This window comes from Mesorhizobium sp. M0060 (assembly GCF_040323155.1).
GTDB lineage: Bacteria > Pseudomonadota > Alphaproteobacteria > Rhizobiales > Rhizobiaceae > Mesorhizobium.
Map to the genome: position 1 here is coordinate 78,474 of NZ_JAMYUP010000022.1, position 15,797 is coordinate 94,270.

General features: G+C 51.8%; 14 protein-coding genes. All 14 read left to right on the forward strand.

The window, feature by feature from the left end; all coding sequences use genetic code 11:
• Positions 1-60 precede the first annotated feature (60 nt).
• A complete protein-coding gene (locus NKJ94_RS21285; protein WP_352527500.1) occupies positions 61-837 on the forward strand; it encodes a class I SAM-dependent methyltransferase in 777 nt (258 codons plus the stop codon).
• 340 nt (positions 838-1,177) lie between these two features.
• On the forward strand, positions 1,178-2,206 hold the full coding sequence (locus tag NKJ94_RS21290) for an MATE family efflux transporter (RefSeq protein ID WP_352527502.1): 1,029 nt from the start codon (positions 1,178-1,180) through the stop codon (positions 2,204-2,206).
• A 222-nt stretch (positions 2,207-2,428) separates the two neighbouring features.
• On the forward strand, positions 2,429-3,748 hold the full coding sequence (locus tag NKJ94_RS21295) for an O-antigen polymerase (RefSeq protein ID WP_352527504.1): 1,320 nt from the start codon (positions 2,429-2,431) through the stop codon (positions 3,746-3,748).
• On the forward strand, positions 3,745-4,752 hold the full coding sequence (locus tag NKJ94_RS21300) for a glycosyltransferase family protein (RefSeq protein WP_352527506.1): 1,008 nt from the start codon (positions 3,745-3,747) through the stop codon (positions 4,750-4,752). Before NKJ94_RS21295 ends, NKJ94_RS21300 begins: the two co-directional genes overlap by 4 nt.
• 121 nt (positions 4,753-4,873) lie before the next feature.
• Positions 4,874-5,296 carry an acyltransferase gene (locus NKJ94_RS21305; RefSeq protein ID WP_352527508.1) on the forward strand — a complete coding sequence of 141 codons (423 nt, stop codon included), beginning with the start codon at positions 4,874-4,876 and terminating at the stop codon, positions 5,294-5,296.
• A gap of 24 nt (positions 5,297-5,320) precedes the next feature.
• Entirely contained in the window at positions 5,321-6,541 is a 1,221-nt protein-coding gene (locus NKJ94_RS21310; protein ID WP_352527510.1) for a glycosyltransferase, read from the forward strand.
• 40 nt (positions 6,542-6,581) lie between these two features.
• Positions 6,582-7,748: a glycosyltransferase gene (locus tag NKJ94_RS21315; RefSeq protein WP_352527512.1), complete on the forward strand. Its 1,167-nt coding sequence runs from the start codon at positions 6,582-6,584 to the stop codon at positions 7,746-7,748.
• Between the two features lie 108 nt (positions 7,749-7,856).
• A complete protein-coding gene (locus tag NKJ94_RS21320; protein ID WP_352527513.1) occupies positions 7,857-8,954 on the forward strand; it encodes an acyltransferase family protein in 1,098 nt (365 codons plus the stop codon).
• A gap of 433 nt (positions 8,955-9,387) precedes the next feature.
• Positions 9,388-9,630, forward strand: coding sequence for an LbetaH domain-containing protein (locus NKJ94_RS21325; RefSeq protein WP_352527515.1), 243 nt, complete (start codon positions 9,388-9,390; stop codon positions 9,628-9,630).
• Entirely contained in the window at positions 9,631-10,470 is an 840-nt protein-coding gene (locus NKJ94_RS21330; protein WP_352527517.1) for a glycosyltransferase family 2 protein, read from the forward strand.
• Positions 10,471-10,624: 154 nt separating this feature from the next.
• Entirely contained in the window at positions 10,625-11,572 is a 948-nt protein-coding gene (locus NKJ94_RS21335) for a UDP-glucuronic acid decarboxylase family protein (protein ID WP_352527519.1), read from the forward strand.
• Positions 11,573-11,763: 191 nt separating this feature from the next.
• Positions 11,764-12,513, forward strand: coding sequence for an FkbM family methyltransferase (locus NKJ94_RS21340; protein ID WP_352527521.1), 750 nt, complete (start codon positions 11,764-11,766; stop codon positions 12,511-12,513).
• Positions 12,514-12,942: 429 nt separating this feature from the next.
• Positions 12,943-13,152, forward strand: coding sequence for a hypothetical protein (locus NKJ94_RS21345; RefSeq protein ID WP_352527533.1), 210 nt, complete (start codon positions 12,943-12,945; stop codon positions 13,150-13,152).
• Between the two features lie 298 nt (positions 13,153-13,450).
• Positions 13,451-15,661 (forward strand): hypothetical protein, encoded by a 2,211-nt coding sequence (locus tag NKJ94_RS21350; RefSeq protein WP_352527523.1) that lies wholly within the window; start codon positions 13,451-13,453, stop codon positions 15,659-15,661.
• Positions 15,662-15,797: the final 136 nt, after the last annotated feature.

The window sequence follows — 15,797 nt, forward strand, 5'->3', positions numbered from 1 at the left end:
ACAAAAATTCAGAAGGCATTAATTCGCTCTAAACATGAAGGTTAAAGTGAGGCAATGGCATTGTATCAATCGTTCTTTCGACCGCGCTCTACGAAGGATCTAGTGAGAGTTGGCAGTGTTTACGACGGAGGCTATGTTCTTCCTGGTCGTATTATGCCAGCAACGAATGCTTTATTGTCGCTCGGCCTATCGGATGAATGGGATTTCGAAGATGAATTCTCGAAACAGTCCGGCGTTCCAGTAGTGTGTTTTGATCACACCGTTACGGCAAAATTTTGGACCCGTAAGGTCTTCGCCAACCTCAGCCGAGGCATAGTGCGGGCTGATCGAAGCAAGCTTCTGCGCGCCATGAGATTTCTGCGCTACCGGCGTTTTTTTGGAAGGCCGGGGAATCGCCACATACAAAAGGCGGTTGGTTTCTCTGCTTCCGGCGGAGTTGGCCTTTGCGACGCAATAGACATGGCAGGTTTTTCGCAAGATATATTTTTGAAGATGGACATTGAGGGATGGGAATATCGCGTCCTGGACGAGATTGTCGGGCGCCGCGAACTGTTCACCGGGCTCGCAATTGAGTTTCACGACATTGACCTCCATGAAGATCGCATCCAGCGCTTCATTAGAGCAATTTCTGACGTACAGATGCTCGTCCATTTTCACCCAAATACGCATACTCAGATCGGTCCGGGAGGCATGGCACTCGTAGTCGAATTGACTTTTATGCGGCGCGATCTGTTAGAACCCTCGGAACCCACTGAGTATCGATCGCTGCCGCTATCAGGACTCGATTCACCAAATTTGCCGGGCGACATTCACAAAGTGATAGAGTTTGTAGAATGAACTCGAGGTAATGAGGATCTTCCGAGAGCCATTGCGTTTCGGGGTCACGTTATGTCGCCTCGTTTCGAAGGGATTTGCCGCCCCCGCAATGCGATTGTTGCGGCTAAACATCGTAATGGCTTTGTCGAGTGTCTTGAGTTCAGTGATTTTAGCTCGTGCACTTGGCCCGGCGGATCGTGGAATCTTGGCAAGCTTGCTTCTGTGGGTTGGTTTTTTGGCTAACGTGGGCCTATTTGGGATCCACATACATCTTTCGCGGTTGGCGGGCCGTGAACCTGCTGCGGCTCATAGTATCTACCGCCACAGTCGTGTTTTGGTCTTCTGGCTGAGCATCTGCACGATGACTGCGTTCACAGTGTTTGCGATGTTGTTGCGTAGCGCAGACTGGGTCAGTCTGGCCGGCGTTTCGGTAGCCGCACTCGGTATTCCTTTTGCCATGTGGAACGGTCTCCAAGCCCAGATTGAGCTGGGTCGAGGCCGAATGGAGAGCTATTCATGGGCGCGATTTAGTTTTAATGCGTCAAATCTGTTTACGATCGTCAGCATGTGGTTGCTTGGTTTTGGGACGACTTTGCCGTACGTTGTTGCCTTTGTTGCCTCCGCTCTGTTTGCTGCGGTAAGTACAGGAATCGTCATAGATCGCGCCTCAACAAAAGATGTTGACCGGAAGATGCCGGATAGGCGGGAGATCATTCGTCGATCCTGGCGGGATGGGTTTTCGATAATTCTTTTAGGCATTGCTTCTTTGGCCGACAGAATGCTTGTTAGCATTTTCTTCAGTGCAACCGTTATGGGTGTCTATGTTGTTGCTCTAGCTATGTCGCAGATACAGACAATCATGACCGAAGCGACAGCACCTCTGTTTTTCTCTCGATTAGCGGCACTTGGAGCGATAGACAAGGTGGACCCCAAATGGCTTGCTATGCGACTCCGACAGACAGTTCTCGTCAACGTATTGTTGAGCCTAGTCGTAGTCTCGTCATCTCCCTTCCTGCTGCCGGTACTTTATGGCAAAGAGTATTCTTCCGCCATTGCGCTCATTTGCATTCTAGTCCCGGCACTTAGCATCCGTGGTATGATGCGGCCATTTGAAGAGGTGCTTAAAGGAACTGGCCGGACTTTGAGGCAATCGGCGGCGGTCGGTACTATGACGGCCATCTTCGCCGGATTTGCAATTCCGGCCGCCCTTTGGGGACGGATGGATGGGATTGCATTGGGTCTGGTCTTTGCCTCCTCGGCGGGGTTGTTTTCGGTTACTCACGCCGTTTCAGGTGCCACAAAGATGCCGATCTCGTCCCTGTTGATTCCACGCTGGGGGGACCTTGCCGCCCTTTCGTTGGAGGTCAAGAGCAGAGTGTTTAGGCAGTGACGGGCTGGAAAATATCGTCTGGTCGACTGAGTATTTAGCTTGCCCTCAAGGCAGGAAAGCGGCCCGGGAGCCGGCCATTCGAACAGATTTTGAGGTGCTCCTCAAACATGCATCTGCTGCATCCGTGGGATTCGCTGGGCACCGGCATGCCAACCAGTGAGCCTACCCGCATTAGAGGTGCAGCCCTTCCTTTAGGCACGTACGCGAACGTGGGACAGCGAAATGAACGGCGAAACGGGCTTCTACTATTTTATTCACTGGGGGTTTGTGTTCTTAGCGCTGACGTTCAGCTGGTTTCGTGCGCGAAATGTTCTTCACCCACATTTCTTTTTGACCGCTATTTTGTGCGTGTTTCTCAGCGATTTCTTAGTTCGAGGTTATGACGATCAGAATATAAGCTCGATCGATGTTCGCGACGTTTTTAGCTACCAGCTAATTATTTTGGCGATATTTGCGTTAACGATCGTACCTGCTGCATTTGTTAGCAACCGAAAATATGAAGGGCTACTCGAGCAACTCACGGCTGGAATTAGGATGAGCCGAAAAGTGCAATCAATGATTCTTCTTATGTGCACAGGATTGCTGCTGGCTGAGATCCTAAAGCGACTTAATAGCGTCGGGTGGTCATTCGGTACTGTGATCGAACAGTCTCTCCAGCCGCGCGGGCTGCGAGAGTGGGACATCCAGAGCTTACAGGGGAACTTCTTTTTCTCGGTCCTGCGTAGCCTGCTTCCGTTTGCGGCTATCGGATTTGCGTACATCGGCTCGGCATCCAAGAGTGGGACTGTGATAGTCGCATCTTTTGTTTTGCTACTGACTAGCATGGCCATCTTGATTACAGATGGCTCGAGGACACCGGTTGTGATGGTCTGCACGGCGTTCTGGTTCTTTTGGGTTCTACGATATCGGAATTTTGCCTTTCGAGCCTTGCTGACGGCCATAGTAGCTGTTTCGGTGGCAGCCCTCACGTCGCTGATGTACCTTTTCAGATCATTCGGATATGGGACCGCTAATACCAGTGAAGCTCGGGAATTTGCATTCACATACCATCAGGACGACAGCTATTATCGAGCACTTCAGGCCTTCCATTGGTCCGAGATTTCTGGCGAGTCTTGGAACTTTTTCGAGTTTTTCTACATCATCCTGACTAATCCCATACCTCGCGCTATCTGGCCTGGGAAGCCAACGTTTGATGAGGCATTCTGGGGGGGCTATAAGCTTTCGTATGTAACGAATCTGTACCTTGGTGAACTGGTGGCCACGGTTGGCATTTTTGGAACGGTGATATTAGGTCCAGTTGTGGGTCTCCTGCTTTATTTCATGCTATTTCGTTCCTTACTGTTGTTAAAATATCCCATGGGCATTGGCGCTTATCTCTTGGTAGGGTTGTACGTCTACATGTGTATGCGATCGCTCGCAAACATCACGCTGTTTCTGTATTTACCCGCTTTTGCTGTGCTGATTGTATGGTTTGTCGGTCGCCGCCAAGCCATAGCTAAACGCCGCTGGCAGAGCGCCCACAGGGACGCGATGTTTAGATGAAGGCCGAAACCGTGGTCGATCGCATCGTCCTTGATCGTGGAGCTTACAAGGTATTGGAGCGCCAACGAGCAGATCGAGCAGCTGGGGAAGGCGACGAGGCGTCGAGAACCCCGCTCAGGTGGCATGGGCTAGTCGATAAATTTGCACGAGAGAGAATGGGAAACGCGATTGCGCCGTTCCAATTTGCGAGCTTATGGGATCCAAAACAAATTCTATTTGCTTGGCATGTGACGTCCGCGGCTCTTTGGGGTGCCAATTCAGGGCGCCTCGTCTACCTCTATTGGGGGGCCGCACAAAGCGGAACTATGCACCGGCTTGCGCTGCGGAGAGTATTAACTTGCGCTCGTTTGGTTCTGGTAAATGATGAGGTTGCGGGACAGGAAGTTCAGGCATTGGTCGGAAGACAAGCTCATCGATTACCTATGTTTATTGATGCCGGGTTTTTTAAATACGGGTCATTGCGCCATCGACAGGATTTCATCTTCTGTGCTGGAAGCAACGATCGCAACCCAGAGATACTGGTGGCATTGGCGCATCGGGGTTATTCTGTGGTTTGGCTGGTGAACGATCCCTCGTTGGTCGCGCAATATGGTGATGTGAGCGGCAATCTAAAAATTGTCTCCGCTATTTCGTACGCTGAACTGTTGAGACTTTATCAGACTTGTAGGGTGGCAGTGATGCCGTCCTTGCGAGATATTCATGCAGCTGGGCAAACGACCGGACTTGAGGCTTTGGCGTGTGGTGCGCCCCTTCTGATCTCAGCGGGTCGCACCGCCACAATATTTTCTCATCTGCCAACTGTTCGTGTAATTGACAGCGCGAGCACAGAAGCATGGGTGGAAGCCTTGGGTTCAATCGAACTCTTGGCCGAAACTTCCTTTGTTGAATCGGCGCGCTGGGTGGGCAAGCACGTCAATGCCCACACAATCATGGACCGCTTGGCGTCTCTACTCGATGAATCTGCCCGGAATGGGGGGGCTGATGTTCTTTCTGGCGCGGGTTAGAGGTTTGCTTTTTCGCGCAACCGCTCCGCTTTTCTTTCGGGAGGTAGGAGCTGGGTCCAGATTCTGGGGAGGCCTGAGGTTAAGTCGACCGTATGTAAACGTGAGAATTGGTAAGCGGTGCATGATCGGGCATGGATTGTTTTTGCAGGTTGGTCGTGCATCGGAAATCGTAATCGGCGATGACACAAGTATTAACACTGGCTGTCACATTGTTGCAAGTGAATCTATAAAGATCGGAATTAACGTTGCCATTGGAGAATACGTCTCAATTCGCGATCAAGAGCATCGCTTTACACCAAAGACCGGTGTTCGAGGTCAGGGATTCAATGTTGCTCCTATTACTATTGGAGACAACGTCTGGATTGGTCGTGGCGTATACATAGGTCCAGGAAGCAAGATTGGAAGTGGGACGATAATTGGAGCGAATAGTGTTGTTCGCGGCAACTTTCCTCCGGGTGTGCTCATCGCAGGAGCTCCGGCAAAGGTGCGCCGTATCATAGGACCATCGGGTGAGACGCGTTTGCCCACAGAGCCGGGTCTGTGAAGCACATTGGTGAGGGTATAAAGCTTGACGATTGCAATTATCAGCCGCCAGATCAGTCATTATCACATGGCGCGCTTTCGCGCGTCGGCTCTCGCCCTCAGTGATCTTGTGGTGGTCGCTACCGCAAATGAAGGCGCGTTCTCTGAGCTTCTTGCCAAGGACTCAGGTGCATTTCCAACGAAGAGGCTTTTCGCAAACCAGCAAGAGTACGAGCGAGCGATTGCGAATGGACGCATTATAGATGCGGTCCAAGGTGCATTGTCAGAGATTGATGCAAGAACGGTTGTGATCGCTGGCTGGGCGGCCGCGGAGAGCTTTGCCGCTATTAGATGGGCTCGCTCCCGCGCGGTTCCGATTGTTGTTATGTCCGACAGCCAGGCTTTTGATGCGCCTCGAAGTCGCCTGCGAGAAATGTTGAAGGCGCGTTTCGTATCAATGTGTGACGCAGCTTTTGTAGCTGGGCCAACACATCGCGATTATATCGTTAAGCTTGGTATGCCTCTCGAGCGTGTGCGGCTGGGCTATGACGTAGTTGATAACGCCTATTTTGCTAGCGAAGCAGATCTGGCTCGCTCAGAAGAAAAGAAAATTCGATCTGAGTGCGGCCTTCCCGCTAGGTATGTACTGGCGTCGGCAAGATTTGTGCGCAAGAAGAATATTGTAGGCTTAATTGAGGCCTATAATATTGCGTCAAGTAGAGAAGAGCAGAGACCGCCGGACCTTGTAATTTTGGGAGGCGGTGAACAAGTGGATCTAATTCGAGATAAGATTCTCCAGCTTCGCTTGGACCATCGGATTCATCTATTCGGCTATCGCGAGTACCGAGACCTGCCGAAATTCTATGGTCTCGCCGATGCATTCGTACACGTACCTTTCGTTGAGCAGTGGGGCCTTGTTGTTAACGAAGCAATGGCTTCAGGTATACCGTCCATCGTGTCTTGTTCGAGTGGAGCCGGTTTGGCTTTAATAGAGCATGGCAAGAATGGTTTTTTGGCTAGCCCACACGACAAACAAAACATAGCTGAGATGCTTTCTCGAACCTTCGCGCTGAGTCCGGCAGAGCGGATCGCGATTGGAGCCTCCGCTAGGAGCACGATAGCACGATGGGGCCCAGATCGATTCGCCGAAGGATTGAAGTCTTCGGTTGCCGCGGCGAATGCGGCTCCCAGAAAGGGACGCTTGCATTTTTGGGATCGAATTCTGCTCGAGAAAATGGCTAGAAAGGTGATCAATACCGTTGCGTGAAAAATCTCAGACCCGGGTTGGGAGTAGCGAAGAAGTTTCGTTGGCCGTTGTTTCTGGAAGCCTATCTCGGTTGGCCGGTGGGCTGTTCAATTCTGTTCGTCAATCCGCGCTGGCTCTCCACAGTTTGGGGTGCAGGATCAGCGTACTTGGCACCGCCGATATCCATACCGCAAAAGACATTGGCGCCTGGGATCCAATTAAGCCACTGGCCGCAAAGCCCGCCAGCCCCTTTGCATTGGGTTATGCACCAGCTTTGGGTGAGGCATTGCGGAACGGGGACTTCAATATTGTTCATCAGCATGGCATTTGGAAGGCGATGTCCGCGCAAGTTTCGGCATGGCGAAAAAGGACAGGCGGTCCGGTTATGATTTCGCCAAGGGGGATGTTAGACCCTTGGGCGATGAAGAACTCTGCGTGGAAAAAACGTGTTGCCGGAATCCTATACGAGAACCGCAATCTCGCATCAAGCGCATGTCTACATGCACTCAGCCGTTCCGAAGCCAAGTCCATGAGAGCCTTCGGTCTAGGCAATCCGATCGCGATAATCCCAAATGGCGTGGTTGTCCCTGCTGACCTTCATAAATCCGGAGCGCTGCGTCCCCCGTGGCTTCCAAACGATGGGCGCCGCGTGCTTCTATTTCTAGGCCGCATTCATCCGAAGAAGGGAGTGCTTGAACTTGTCAACGCTTGGGCAAAGCTGAGGAGGGAAGCGCCGGAAATAGCAGCGAGTTGGCGATTAGTCATCGCAGGTTGGGACGATGGTGGCCACGAGCCGAGACTTAGGGCGGCACTAGTGCGATACGACCTGCAAAAGGATGTGCTCTTGCCAGGGCCTCTCTTTGATGATGAGAAAGACGCCACTTTGCGTCATGCCGACGCCTTCATACTGCCGTCGCATTCGGAAGGTCTGCCCATGTCGGTACTTGAGGCATGGGCTTATCGGCTCCCAGTGCTAATGACCGAAGCATGCAATTTGCCTGAAGGCTTTGTGAGTGGAGCGGCCATGAAAGTCGACTTGGCTGCAGATCGCCTATCGTTAGATGTAGCTTCGGCGCTTGCCAAGCCTGATCTGCGTTCTCAAGGCGAAAAGGGCCGTCGCCTCGTGGAAGATAGATTTACCTGGAGCAAAATCGCCCAACAGCATCTGGCAACCTATCAATGGATGCTTGACGGTGGTGATCCACCGGGTCACGTAACGCAGTCGTGACTTGAGGTCATAAAGGCGCAAAACACCCTTTTGTAATGCCGCCAAGATAAAGAATTACACTCGCGTGGCTCGTCCTTTGCATCATCGCTTTGGGAAGAAAAATCGAGAATGAACAACGAAAGAAGCAATAATATCATTGCAAAGAGTAGTGTCGAACGATCGGCGGAGCAACTGGACTCCTTGACCAGCTGCCGCTTTGTGGCGGCCATGGCGGTAGTGCTTTTTCACTCCGGTTCGACCGCCATCGCAAGTTCCAGCTTTATGCCAATCTTCATCAAGAATGTTATATCAAACGGATATATAGGCGTTTCCTTCTTTTTCGTCTTATCTGGATTTATACTTGCGTACGTATACTACAGCAAGATCAATGAGTACGATTTTGTTTACAGCTTTTTTTCCGCCAGAGTAGCACGAATATACCCTGTTTACTTCGGCTCCACGCTTTTCGCGGCTATCTTCATAGATAAATTTAGCCTGGCTACCGACTGGCAACAGTTCATCCTCGTACAAACATGGATTGATTGGGCATCCGAGGCAAGAAGCTGGAATTTTCCGGCCTGGACGCTGTCCGTGGAGGCTTTTTTCTATCTCACGTTTCCGTTCCTGCTAGGCATTTTGGTGAAACTAAGGCTCCATGCTCTAAGCCTTTTGATGATAGCGTTAGCCGTATACATATCGGCGACGGGATACTGGGGCGCCTTTGGTGGAGTCGTGGATGCTAGGATCCAGCTTCTCCCTCTGCCGCTACTGCGCTATCCAGAGTTTCTATATGGAGTGTGTATTGGCATCATTTTTTGCCGGGGATATAGATTATATTCCCCGTATCTTCTTGCTGCCGCCTTACTGCTTGAGGTATATGTCTTAGCATCGGGCAAATCGAGCTTCGCGCCTACGGCGAGCGTCTTAATTGTCGGGCCAATTGTATACCTGATTGCGTGCTCGGGAGGCAAGAACCGGCTTTCCATATTGAGGAGCAGAGTACTAGTACTTCTAGGAGGGGCTAGCTACGCTATTTATCTTCTGCACGTCCCGCTATCAAGCTTGCGGAACGTCTTGTTTGCAAGCAATGAGGTTGTCGGAAAGGTAGTGTACTATCCGATCGTAATAGCCCTTTCCGTACTGATTTATCTATTTTATGAAGAGCCTGCCAGGCTTTTCATTAAGCGTGCCTCTCGCCGGCTATTTCTAAAGCTGAAAGAAGCATAGGATCATACTCGTGCCGACTAGTGAGTTAATGAGCTTTCGGTAGTTGTAAACCTCATGCGCCGTAGGGTGTAAGTGGATTTTGATGCAAATAGATGTGGTAAAGAATAGGAGGTCAAGGAAGTGGAGCGCGGCCGAACAACTCGCGCGAGTCCTGTGGGCCATTGCGACACCTTTGTTCACGTTGTCGCCACGTATATGTTGGCGCTGGCGAGTCTTTCTTTTGCGTATTTTCGGTGCTCGGGTCGGACGCCAAGTTCATATCTTCCCCACCGCTCAAATCACAATGCCCTGGAACTTGGAGATTGGGAGGGGCGCGGCCATCGGCGATAGGGTGATCCTATACGCGCTGGGACAAATCGAAATTGGTCAGAATGCAACGATATCCCAAGGCGCTCATCTCTGCGCGGGAACACACGATTTCCGAGATCCTGCGATGCCGTTGCTGAAGCTCCCGATCAGAGTTGGTTCGAATGTTTGGATCTGCGCCGACGCGTTCGTCGGCCCAAATGTCGTAGTGGGCGAAGGTGCGGTCGTCGGGGCTCGTGCTGTGGTAATGCGTCCGGTTGCCGCCGGTTCGGTTGTAGTCGGCAACCCTGCGCGAGTGGTGGGCCGACGGCATTCGAAGGCTGAGCCGGATTTCGTGGGCCCAAATCATGTTAAAAAGGACAGGTCCTAAATGCAAGTCTTCCCCATTAGCGTGGTGGTTCCTGTCCGAAACGAAGAGCGCAATCTTGAGGATTGCCTCTCGCGCCTAGGCCGCTTCGCCGAAGTTGTCGTTGTGGACTCTGGGAGCACAGATGCCACGGTTGAGATTGCGAGGTCGGCGGGCGCGCGCGTAGTCGAATTTGTTTGGAACGGGCAATATCCGAAGAAGCGAAATTGGGTTTTAATGAACCAAAAACTGATTGCGCCGTGGGTCTTGTTTCTTGATGCGGACGAGCGCATTTCAGATGACTTTTGCAATGAGCTCGGGCGAAAAATATCTGACCCTGACACGAACGGATATTGGTTAAATTATTCCAATTTCTTTTTGGATAAAAGGCTCAATTTTGGTGTGCCGCAGCGAAAGCTGGCGCTTTTCCGGGTTGGCTGCGGGCTATACGAACGAATTGAAGAAGTGAATTGGAGTGCATTGGATATGGAGATACATGAGCACCCAATTATAAATGGTCGAGTCGGCACTATAGATGAGAAAATTGAGCATAATGACTTTCGTGGGTTGGAGAACTTCCTGAAGCGACATCTGGAGTATGCCAAATGGGAAGCTAACCGGCTGCTTTTGTTGCGGCGGGACGGTTTGGCTTCTGCAACTCACCTGACAAAGCGGCAACGTACAAAGTACAAATACATTTCAAGATGGTGGTATCCATTAGCCTATTTCATGTTTGCCTATGTTATTAAGCTTGGAGTTTTTGACGGCAGAGCTGGATTTGAATACAGTTTCTATAAGGCTTGGTATTTTCAAGTAATTCGTTCCCTAATAGATGAAAATGAGAGAAGCGCCGGTACGGCCTGATGTTTTGCAGGTCTGGCGCGACTTATTGTTGCGACCGTGCTTCGAGGTAAAACTTCGGTGAAGCCACTGATGTCAATTTCCCGGCTCCGCGGGGAATTGGAGATGCCATGGGTGTCACAATAACGGTCGGAAAAGTGCAAAGGATACCATTCTTATGAACGAAAATCGAAGCAGTCGGAAACGAGTCCTCGTAACGGGGGGCGCCGGCTTTGTGGGCTCTCATTTAGTGGATCGTCTGCTACATGAAGGCAATGAAGTCCTGTGCGTTGACAATCTTTTTACCGGCAGCAAGAAGAATATCGAACATCTGCACCACAATCCCCTATTTGAATTTATGCGTCATGACATAACAATGCCTCTTTATGTCGAGGTCGACGAGATATACAACTTAGCGTGCCCGGCATCGCCGGTGCACTACCAACATGACCCAATCCAAACGACAAAGACCTCGGTTCATGGCGCAATCAACATGTTGGGTCTTGCTAAGCGGCTGCGATGCAAAATCTTTCAGGCATCCACTAGTGAAGTTTATGGCGATCCCAGTGTTCATCCTCAACTCGAGACTTATTGGGGAAATGTCAATCCAATAGGGCCGCGCTCTTGTTATGACGAAGGCAAGCGGTGTGCTGAGACGCTATTTTTTGACTACAACCGGCAACTCGGTTTGTCGATCAAGGTAGCTCGCATATTCAATACCTATGGCCCTCGCATGCATTTTGCGGATGGGAGAGTCATTTCTAACTTCATTGTCCAAGCTCTAGATGGTAAGCCGATCACCCTTTTTGGCGATGGTTCCCAGACTCGTTCTTTCTGCTATGTCGACGATTTGGTCGAAGCAATGATACGCCTTATGGCGACACCTGAAAGCGTAACGGGACCCATTAACTTGGGAAATCCTGTAGAATTTACCATAGCCGAGCTCGCAAAGAAGGTAATAGGGTTGACTGGCTCCAAGTCTGAGCTCGTTTTTTTGCCGTTGCCGCAGGATGACCCTCGGCAGCGGAAACCGGACATCGGGTTAGCGAGATCCTTGCTCAATTGGGAACCCGTCGTCGACCTGGATAGAGGCTTGGCCAGGACCATAGAATTTTTCAGCACGTAAAGGTTCCTGGTTGGCTCGGTAGCTAGCTGCAGTGAGTGCGAAAGCCAGAGAACTTTTGATTTGAGGGCCCTATGAACGTCTCGATAGAAAGACTGCGAAGATTGGATGGGTTTTTTCGGAGTCATCCTCTGACCCGAGATGCCAGGTACAGCGCTTGGCTCCGCTTTCTGGCTTGGCAACTGCGCAGCAGCATGAGTGCGGAAGTTATTGTGCCCTGGATTTCAGGTCAGAAGCTTGCGGTTCGACGTGGGATGACAGGCGCAACTGGGAATATTTATTCGGGCTTGCATGAGTTCTATGACATGTCCTTGGTTTTGCATTTTCTGAGACAAGGAGATCTGTTCTTGGACGTTGGCGCTAACGTGGGAAGTTATACCGTTTTGGCTTCAGGAGTGTGTGGCGCCGAGACGTGGGCGTTTGAGCCTGATATTCTCTCTGTTCAGCGACTGAGGAGGAACATCCAAATTAACGGCCTTGAAGACCGTGTGAAGGTGTTCGAGGCGGCGGTTGGTGATCAGCGCAAAGACGTAAGCTTCACCGTGGGAAAGGACACGGTCAACAGGGTGTCGACGAGCCGGCTTGATGATAATGTCAGGGTCGTTACACAGCTGCGCTTGGACGATGTGGTCAATGGTGCTCGGCCGTCGATGATCAAGATCGATGTCGAAGGATACGAAGAAAACGTAATCGCTGGCGCAGACGCAATATTGGCACTTGATTCCTTGAAGTTGATTGAATTGGAGACACTTTCTCCAGTGATAGAAAAGAAACTGGAGAGATTTGGATTTAGTCGCGGTTTTTACGATGCTTTCTCGAGAACAATGCGTTCGCATGAGGCTCTTACGAACCCGTCCAACGCATGCTTCGTTAGGGATTGGGATTTCGTAAACAAACGTTTGGCCGAAGCACCTGCAGTTAGCGTTCTGGGTAAGGAAATTTAAAGAATCCAAGCGGGTGAACAACGAAATAACCCGCCTGCAGAAACTCACGGCGGCGGGTCGCAGCATCTTGCCCTTCAGGTGCCTCGATATGCGGAGAGTACGATCGTTGCTCGGCGGTGGCCTCCCCGACTAGAGCACGCCCTTTGGGCGTTGGGGAACAGGTGGTGGCACTGGCATGGCCACGCACGAGACCTGAATGCCTTGAAGGCAGCGAGCCCCCGTTCGACATCTAGCAGAGATGGGTGAGCGCGTGATCGAATACGGATTGCTCGATCTCTGCCCACGCGCGGTTGCGGCACTGGATCTGGCGCAGTCGGTCGATCGGTCGATCAGCACTTCGAGCCATGCGTCTGGACGTTGCGGCGAATCTCCCAGAACTGCTGGAACGAGTAAACTAGCATGTTGCAGGTAGGGCTCACGTTGGAGAATTTGTCCGCCAAACTCCAGGAGCAACAGCTTCCTGCGTGGGGATCCGACACCGTGACCGGCCATGATTTCAGCTCTTGTTCGCTCGCCGGCAAGCTGGCGCCGGTTTCCAGGCTGTTGGCTGCCTGCGCGCGGGTCAAGAATGTCGGGCTGGCCTTGCCGCCAAGGGCCTACTTCGCCCAATTCGCGGTCGCGATGCCATCGGTTGGCTGAACCGGCCAAGATGGGCGGGCGGCGCGACGCTAGACCCCAGTCCGGACGAGATAAACGCGCTGAAGACGATCGTGCAGGCCTGCGATCTCGCCATCTCGCCGTCGCTGGCGGCGGCTCCTACGCTTCGTTGCGGATCTCGGCAAAGAACGTACCTTGACGATCTGATCAACAGAAAAACGCGTATCGAGACAGCTCAAGCTGGTGGTGGCCGCCTGCGGCAGCGGCGCTTTGGTTCCCTGTACACTCAATGTTTCCTTCTAAGTATTCGCATGTTAACCCATAATCGAAAGTCTTCGGTATGAAAGCGTCGAAAACCTCTCGCCGCACATTTCTAAAGGGCGCGCCGACAATGGCGGTGTTTTGCGGGAGCATCTCGGCGCCAGCGCATTTCGCACCCACCGCCGAAGCGGTCGCTGCCAATCACGCGCTCGAAGCGAAGATACGAGGTGATGTCCCGATTTTGTACGATACCTATATCGGAATGTCAGAGGTATCAGTGCCCAACCGAATAGGCGCTCTGCAACTGAGTGGCTATGCAACCGTTGGTGACGGGGGAGCCGCGATCTACAAGAAAGTCATTGCCGAACCTTCTCATCAGGGAAAATTTCGTTCAGGCGACGGCGCATGGTGGGAGATCGCGGAAAGAGTCATTGCTCCGGAAATGTTTGGTGCGGTAGGTGACGGATCTGCCAACGACAATCAGGCGTTGTTTGCGATGGCTGATTTTGGCAGGTTGCATCGTCAACTCAGGGTAGTCGGCATTCCGGGAAGAATATATACCCATACCAATCCATACTTCTTGGCCAACATCCCGTACCTCGACGTCGATCTGAACGGAGCAAAGTTGCGCAACATAGCGGGGGGCGGAAGAGACTCGGATTATCTGACGAACTATGTCGGTCTCGCATTTCCAACGGTATTTGAGACCCACGGTCCCCAAAAGTTTGCCGGTCAATCAACCCCATTTAACTTCGGAGAAACGATTAACACGGTTTTTGAAGGCGCGACAGAGATAGAAGTCTCTGCAGGAACTACTGACCTAACTCGAGGCATGCGCGTGCTGATTTATGGTTTTGAATGTCTTGGCGCCCCCAACGCCATGCCGCCATGTCCAAAGCACTTTGAATGGAATGAGGTAGAGTCTGTCGATGGCTGTACAGTGAAGCTCGTCAAACCATTGAAATATAACTACGACTCCGGATGGCCTGACTTTGGCACAACAAATGTCTATGGGAAGCCGCGCGTCCTCTCTGTTGACCGTGCTGATTTTGTGATGGGACGATCCGTACGAATCCATAATGGTGAGATAGATGCGAATCCGAACTGGTCCGCTCCTGGTGCCACAGGCGACCGGAATGGACTGCTCCAAATAGCCGGTTTCGACTTTGCAAGAATTGAGAACGTAACGATTGCGGGGGGCTGCTACGTCTCGACTGGCGGTGTTGCGGAGTTCAATAGCGTTCGAATAGCCGGAACGCTCGAAAGCGATAAAGTTGTGAGCCAAATAAGCTATCGCAACGTAACGGGCCGCAGGCATATTTCGGGCAACGGTACGCACAGCATTGTAATGCAGGATTGCGAATTTTGGCAATCCATGAACATCAATCCGATCGAACGCTTGGTTATATACGGTGGGCAATTTAGGGGCTCGGATGAGACAAATTCATCCGCCCTAGTTGGGCAAGGCGGGGGGACTCGATACATTGCTCTGGCTGGCGCGCCTAAATTTTACGTGGACAGTTCGCATCGCAAGAATCTATTGTCCTATCGCAACAGGAATATTTCGATTGCAGCTATCAACTCAAACACGATAAGCGTCACACGCGAAGTATATGATAAGTCGCAGATCTACAGGGCGTGTTTTGACGTTGGAACATTTCTGTTTGCTGCAGACGGCACGCCCGTTTTCAGGATTACTCGTTTGCCATATGAAAGCGGGAGTGACATCCACATCGACGGAGTGCCGCAACAGCTGCTGTCGACTGGCGACGTCCTATACGCTTGTTATCAAGACGAGGTCGACGTCGAATCTGTCCGCTATGATGGTCCCTATGGCCATCAAATCAAGACGTACTCGCTTGCGAATTTCGCTGAGCCGTTTCCCGTAAAGGTCAGGGATGCTCAGCGTGACCTTGGAAGGTGGTCAGTTTCTCACAGAGATACGGCGGTCGACGGCTCTCTTGCGAGTTTCAAACCCGGTGGTCGTGTGAGTTTAAATCGCTTGAGCGTTCACGTTGTGAAGGCGTACTCAGGAGCGACGGAATCTGCGTTGTTGCGGTTAGAGCAGGCGGCCGGGCCAATCTCACTGGCTTTGATAAATCTCAGAATCACAGGGCGACGAGTAATGGATGCATCGGGAGTGTACGGTTCGGCTGTTGGCGATACCCTGATGGGCTTAGGCACTCCGCTGCTCGATAGCTTGGAGATGCAGACTACCGAGGTCCTCGCCGCTGCGAATGATGGTGAAATGCCGGTCTGGTATGCAACGCTTGAGGGCATTCAAGTCTAAGTTGAGCACCCGAGGTGAAGCGCCACGCCGCTCCCCTCGTGCGGGGCATGAGGTGAATGTGCGAAGAATCCCCCCGATCGCGAGAGACGGAGGGCCTACGTGGGAGCAGACGGCAAAATGGACGTCGATTTGGACG

Excerpts from the sequence above, each read along its gene's own strand:
- NKJ94_RS21295 (WP_352527504.1), top strand. The coding sequence starts at position 2,429 with ATGAACGGCGAAACGGGCTTCTACTATTTTATTCACTGGGGGTTTGTG.
- NKJ94_RS21290 (WP_352527502.1), top strand. The coding sequence starts at position 1,178 with ATGACTGCGTTCACAGTGTTTGCGATGTTGTTGCGTAGCGCAGACTGG.
- NKJ94_RS21305 (WP_352527508.1), top strand. The coding sequence starts at position 4,874 with ATGATCGGGCATGGATTGTTTTTGCAGGTTGGTCGTGCATCGGAAATC.
- NKJ94_RS21330 (WP_352527517.1), top strand. The coding sequence starts at position 9,631 with ATGCAAGTCTTCCCCATTAGCGTGGTGGTTCCTGTCCGAAACGAAGAG.
- NKJ94_RS21340 (WP_352527521.1), top strand. The coding sequence starts at position 11,764 with ATGAGTGCGGAAGTTATTGTGCCCTGGATTTCAGGTCAGAAGCTTGCG.
- NKJ94_RS21335 (WP_352527519.1), top strand. The coding sequence starts at position 10,625 with ATGAACGAAAATCGAAGCAGTCGGAAACGAGTCCTCGTAACGGGGGGC.
- NKJ94_RS21350 (WP_352527523.1), top strand. The coding sequence starts at position 13,451 with ATGAAAGCGTCGAAAACCTCTCGCCGCACATTTCTAAAGGGCGCGCCG.
- NKJ94_RS21325 (WP_352527515.1), top strand. The coding sequence starts at position 9,388 with ATGCCGTTGCTGAAGCTCCCGATCAGAGTTGGTTCGAATGTTTGGATC.
- NKJ94_RS21300 (WP_352527506.1), top strand. The coding sequence starts at position 3,745 with ATGAAGGCCGAAACCGTGGTCGATCGCATCGTCCTTGATCGTGGAGCT.
- NKJ94_RS21320 (WP_352527513.1), top strand. The coding sequence starts at position 7,857 with ATGAACAACGAAAGAAGCAATAATATCATTGCAAAGAGTAGTGTCGAA.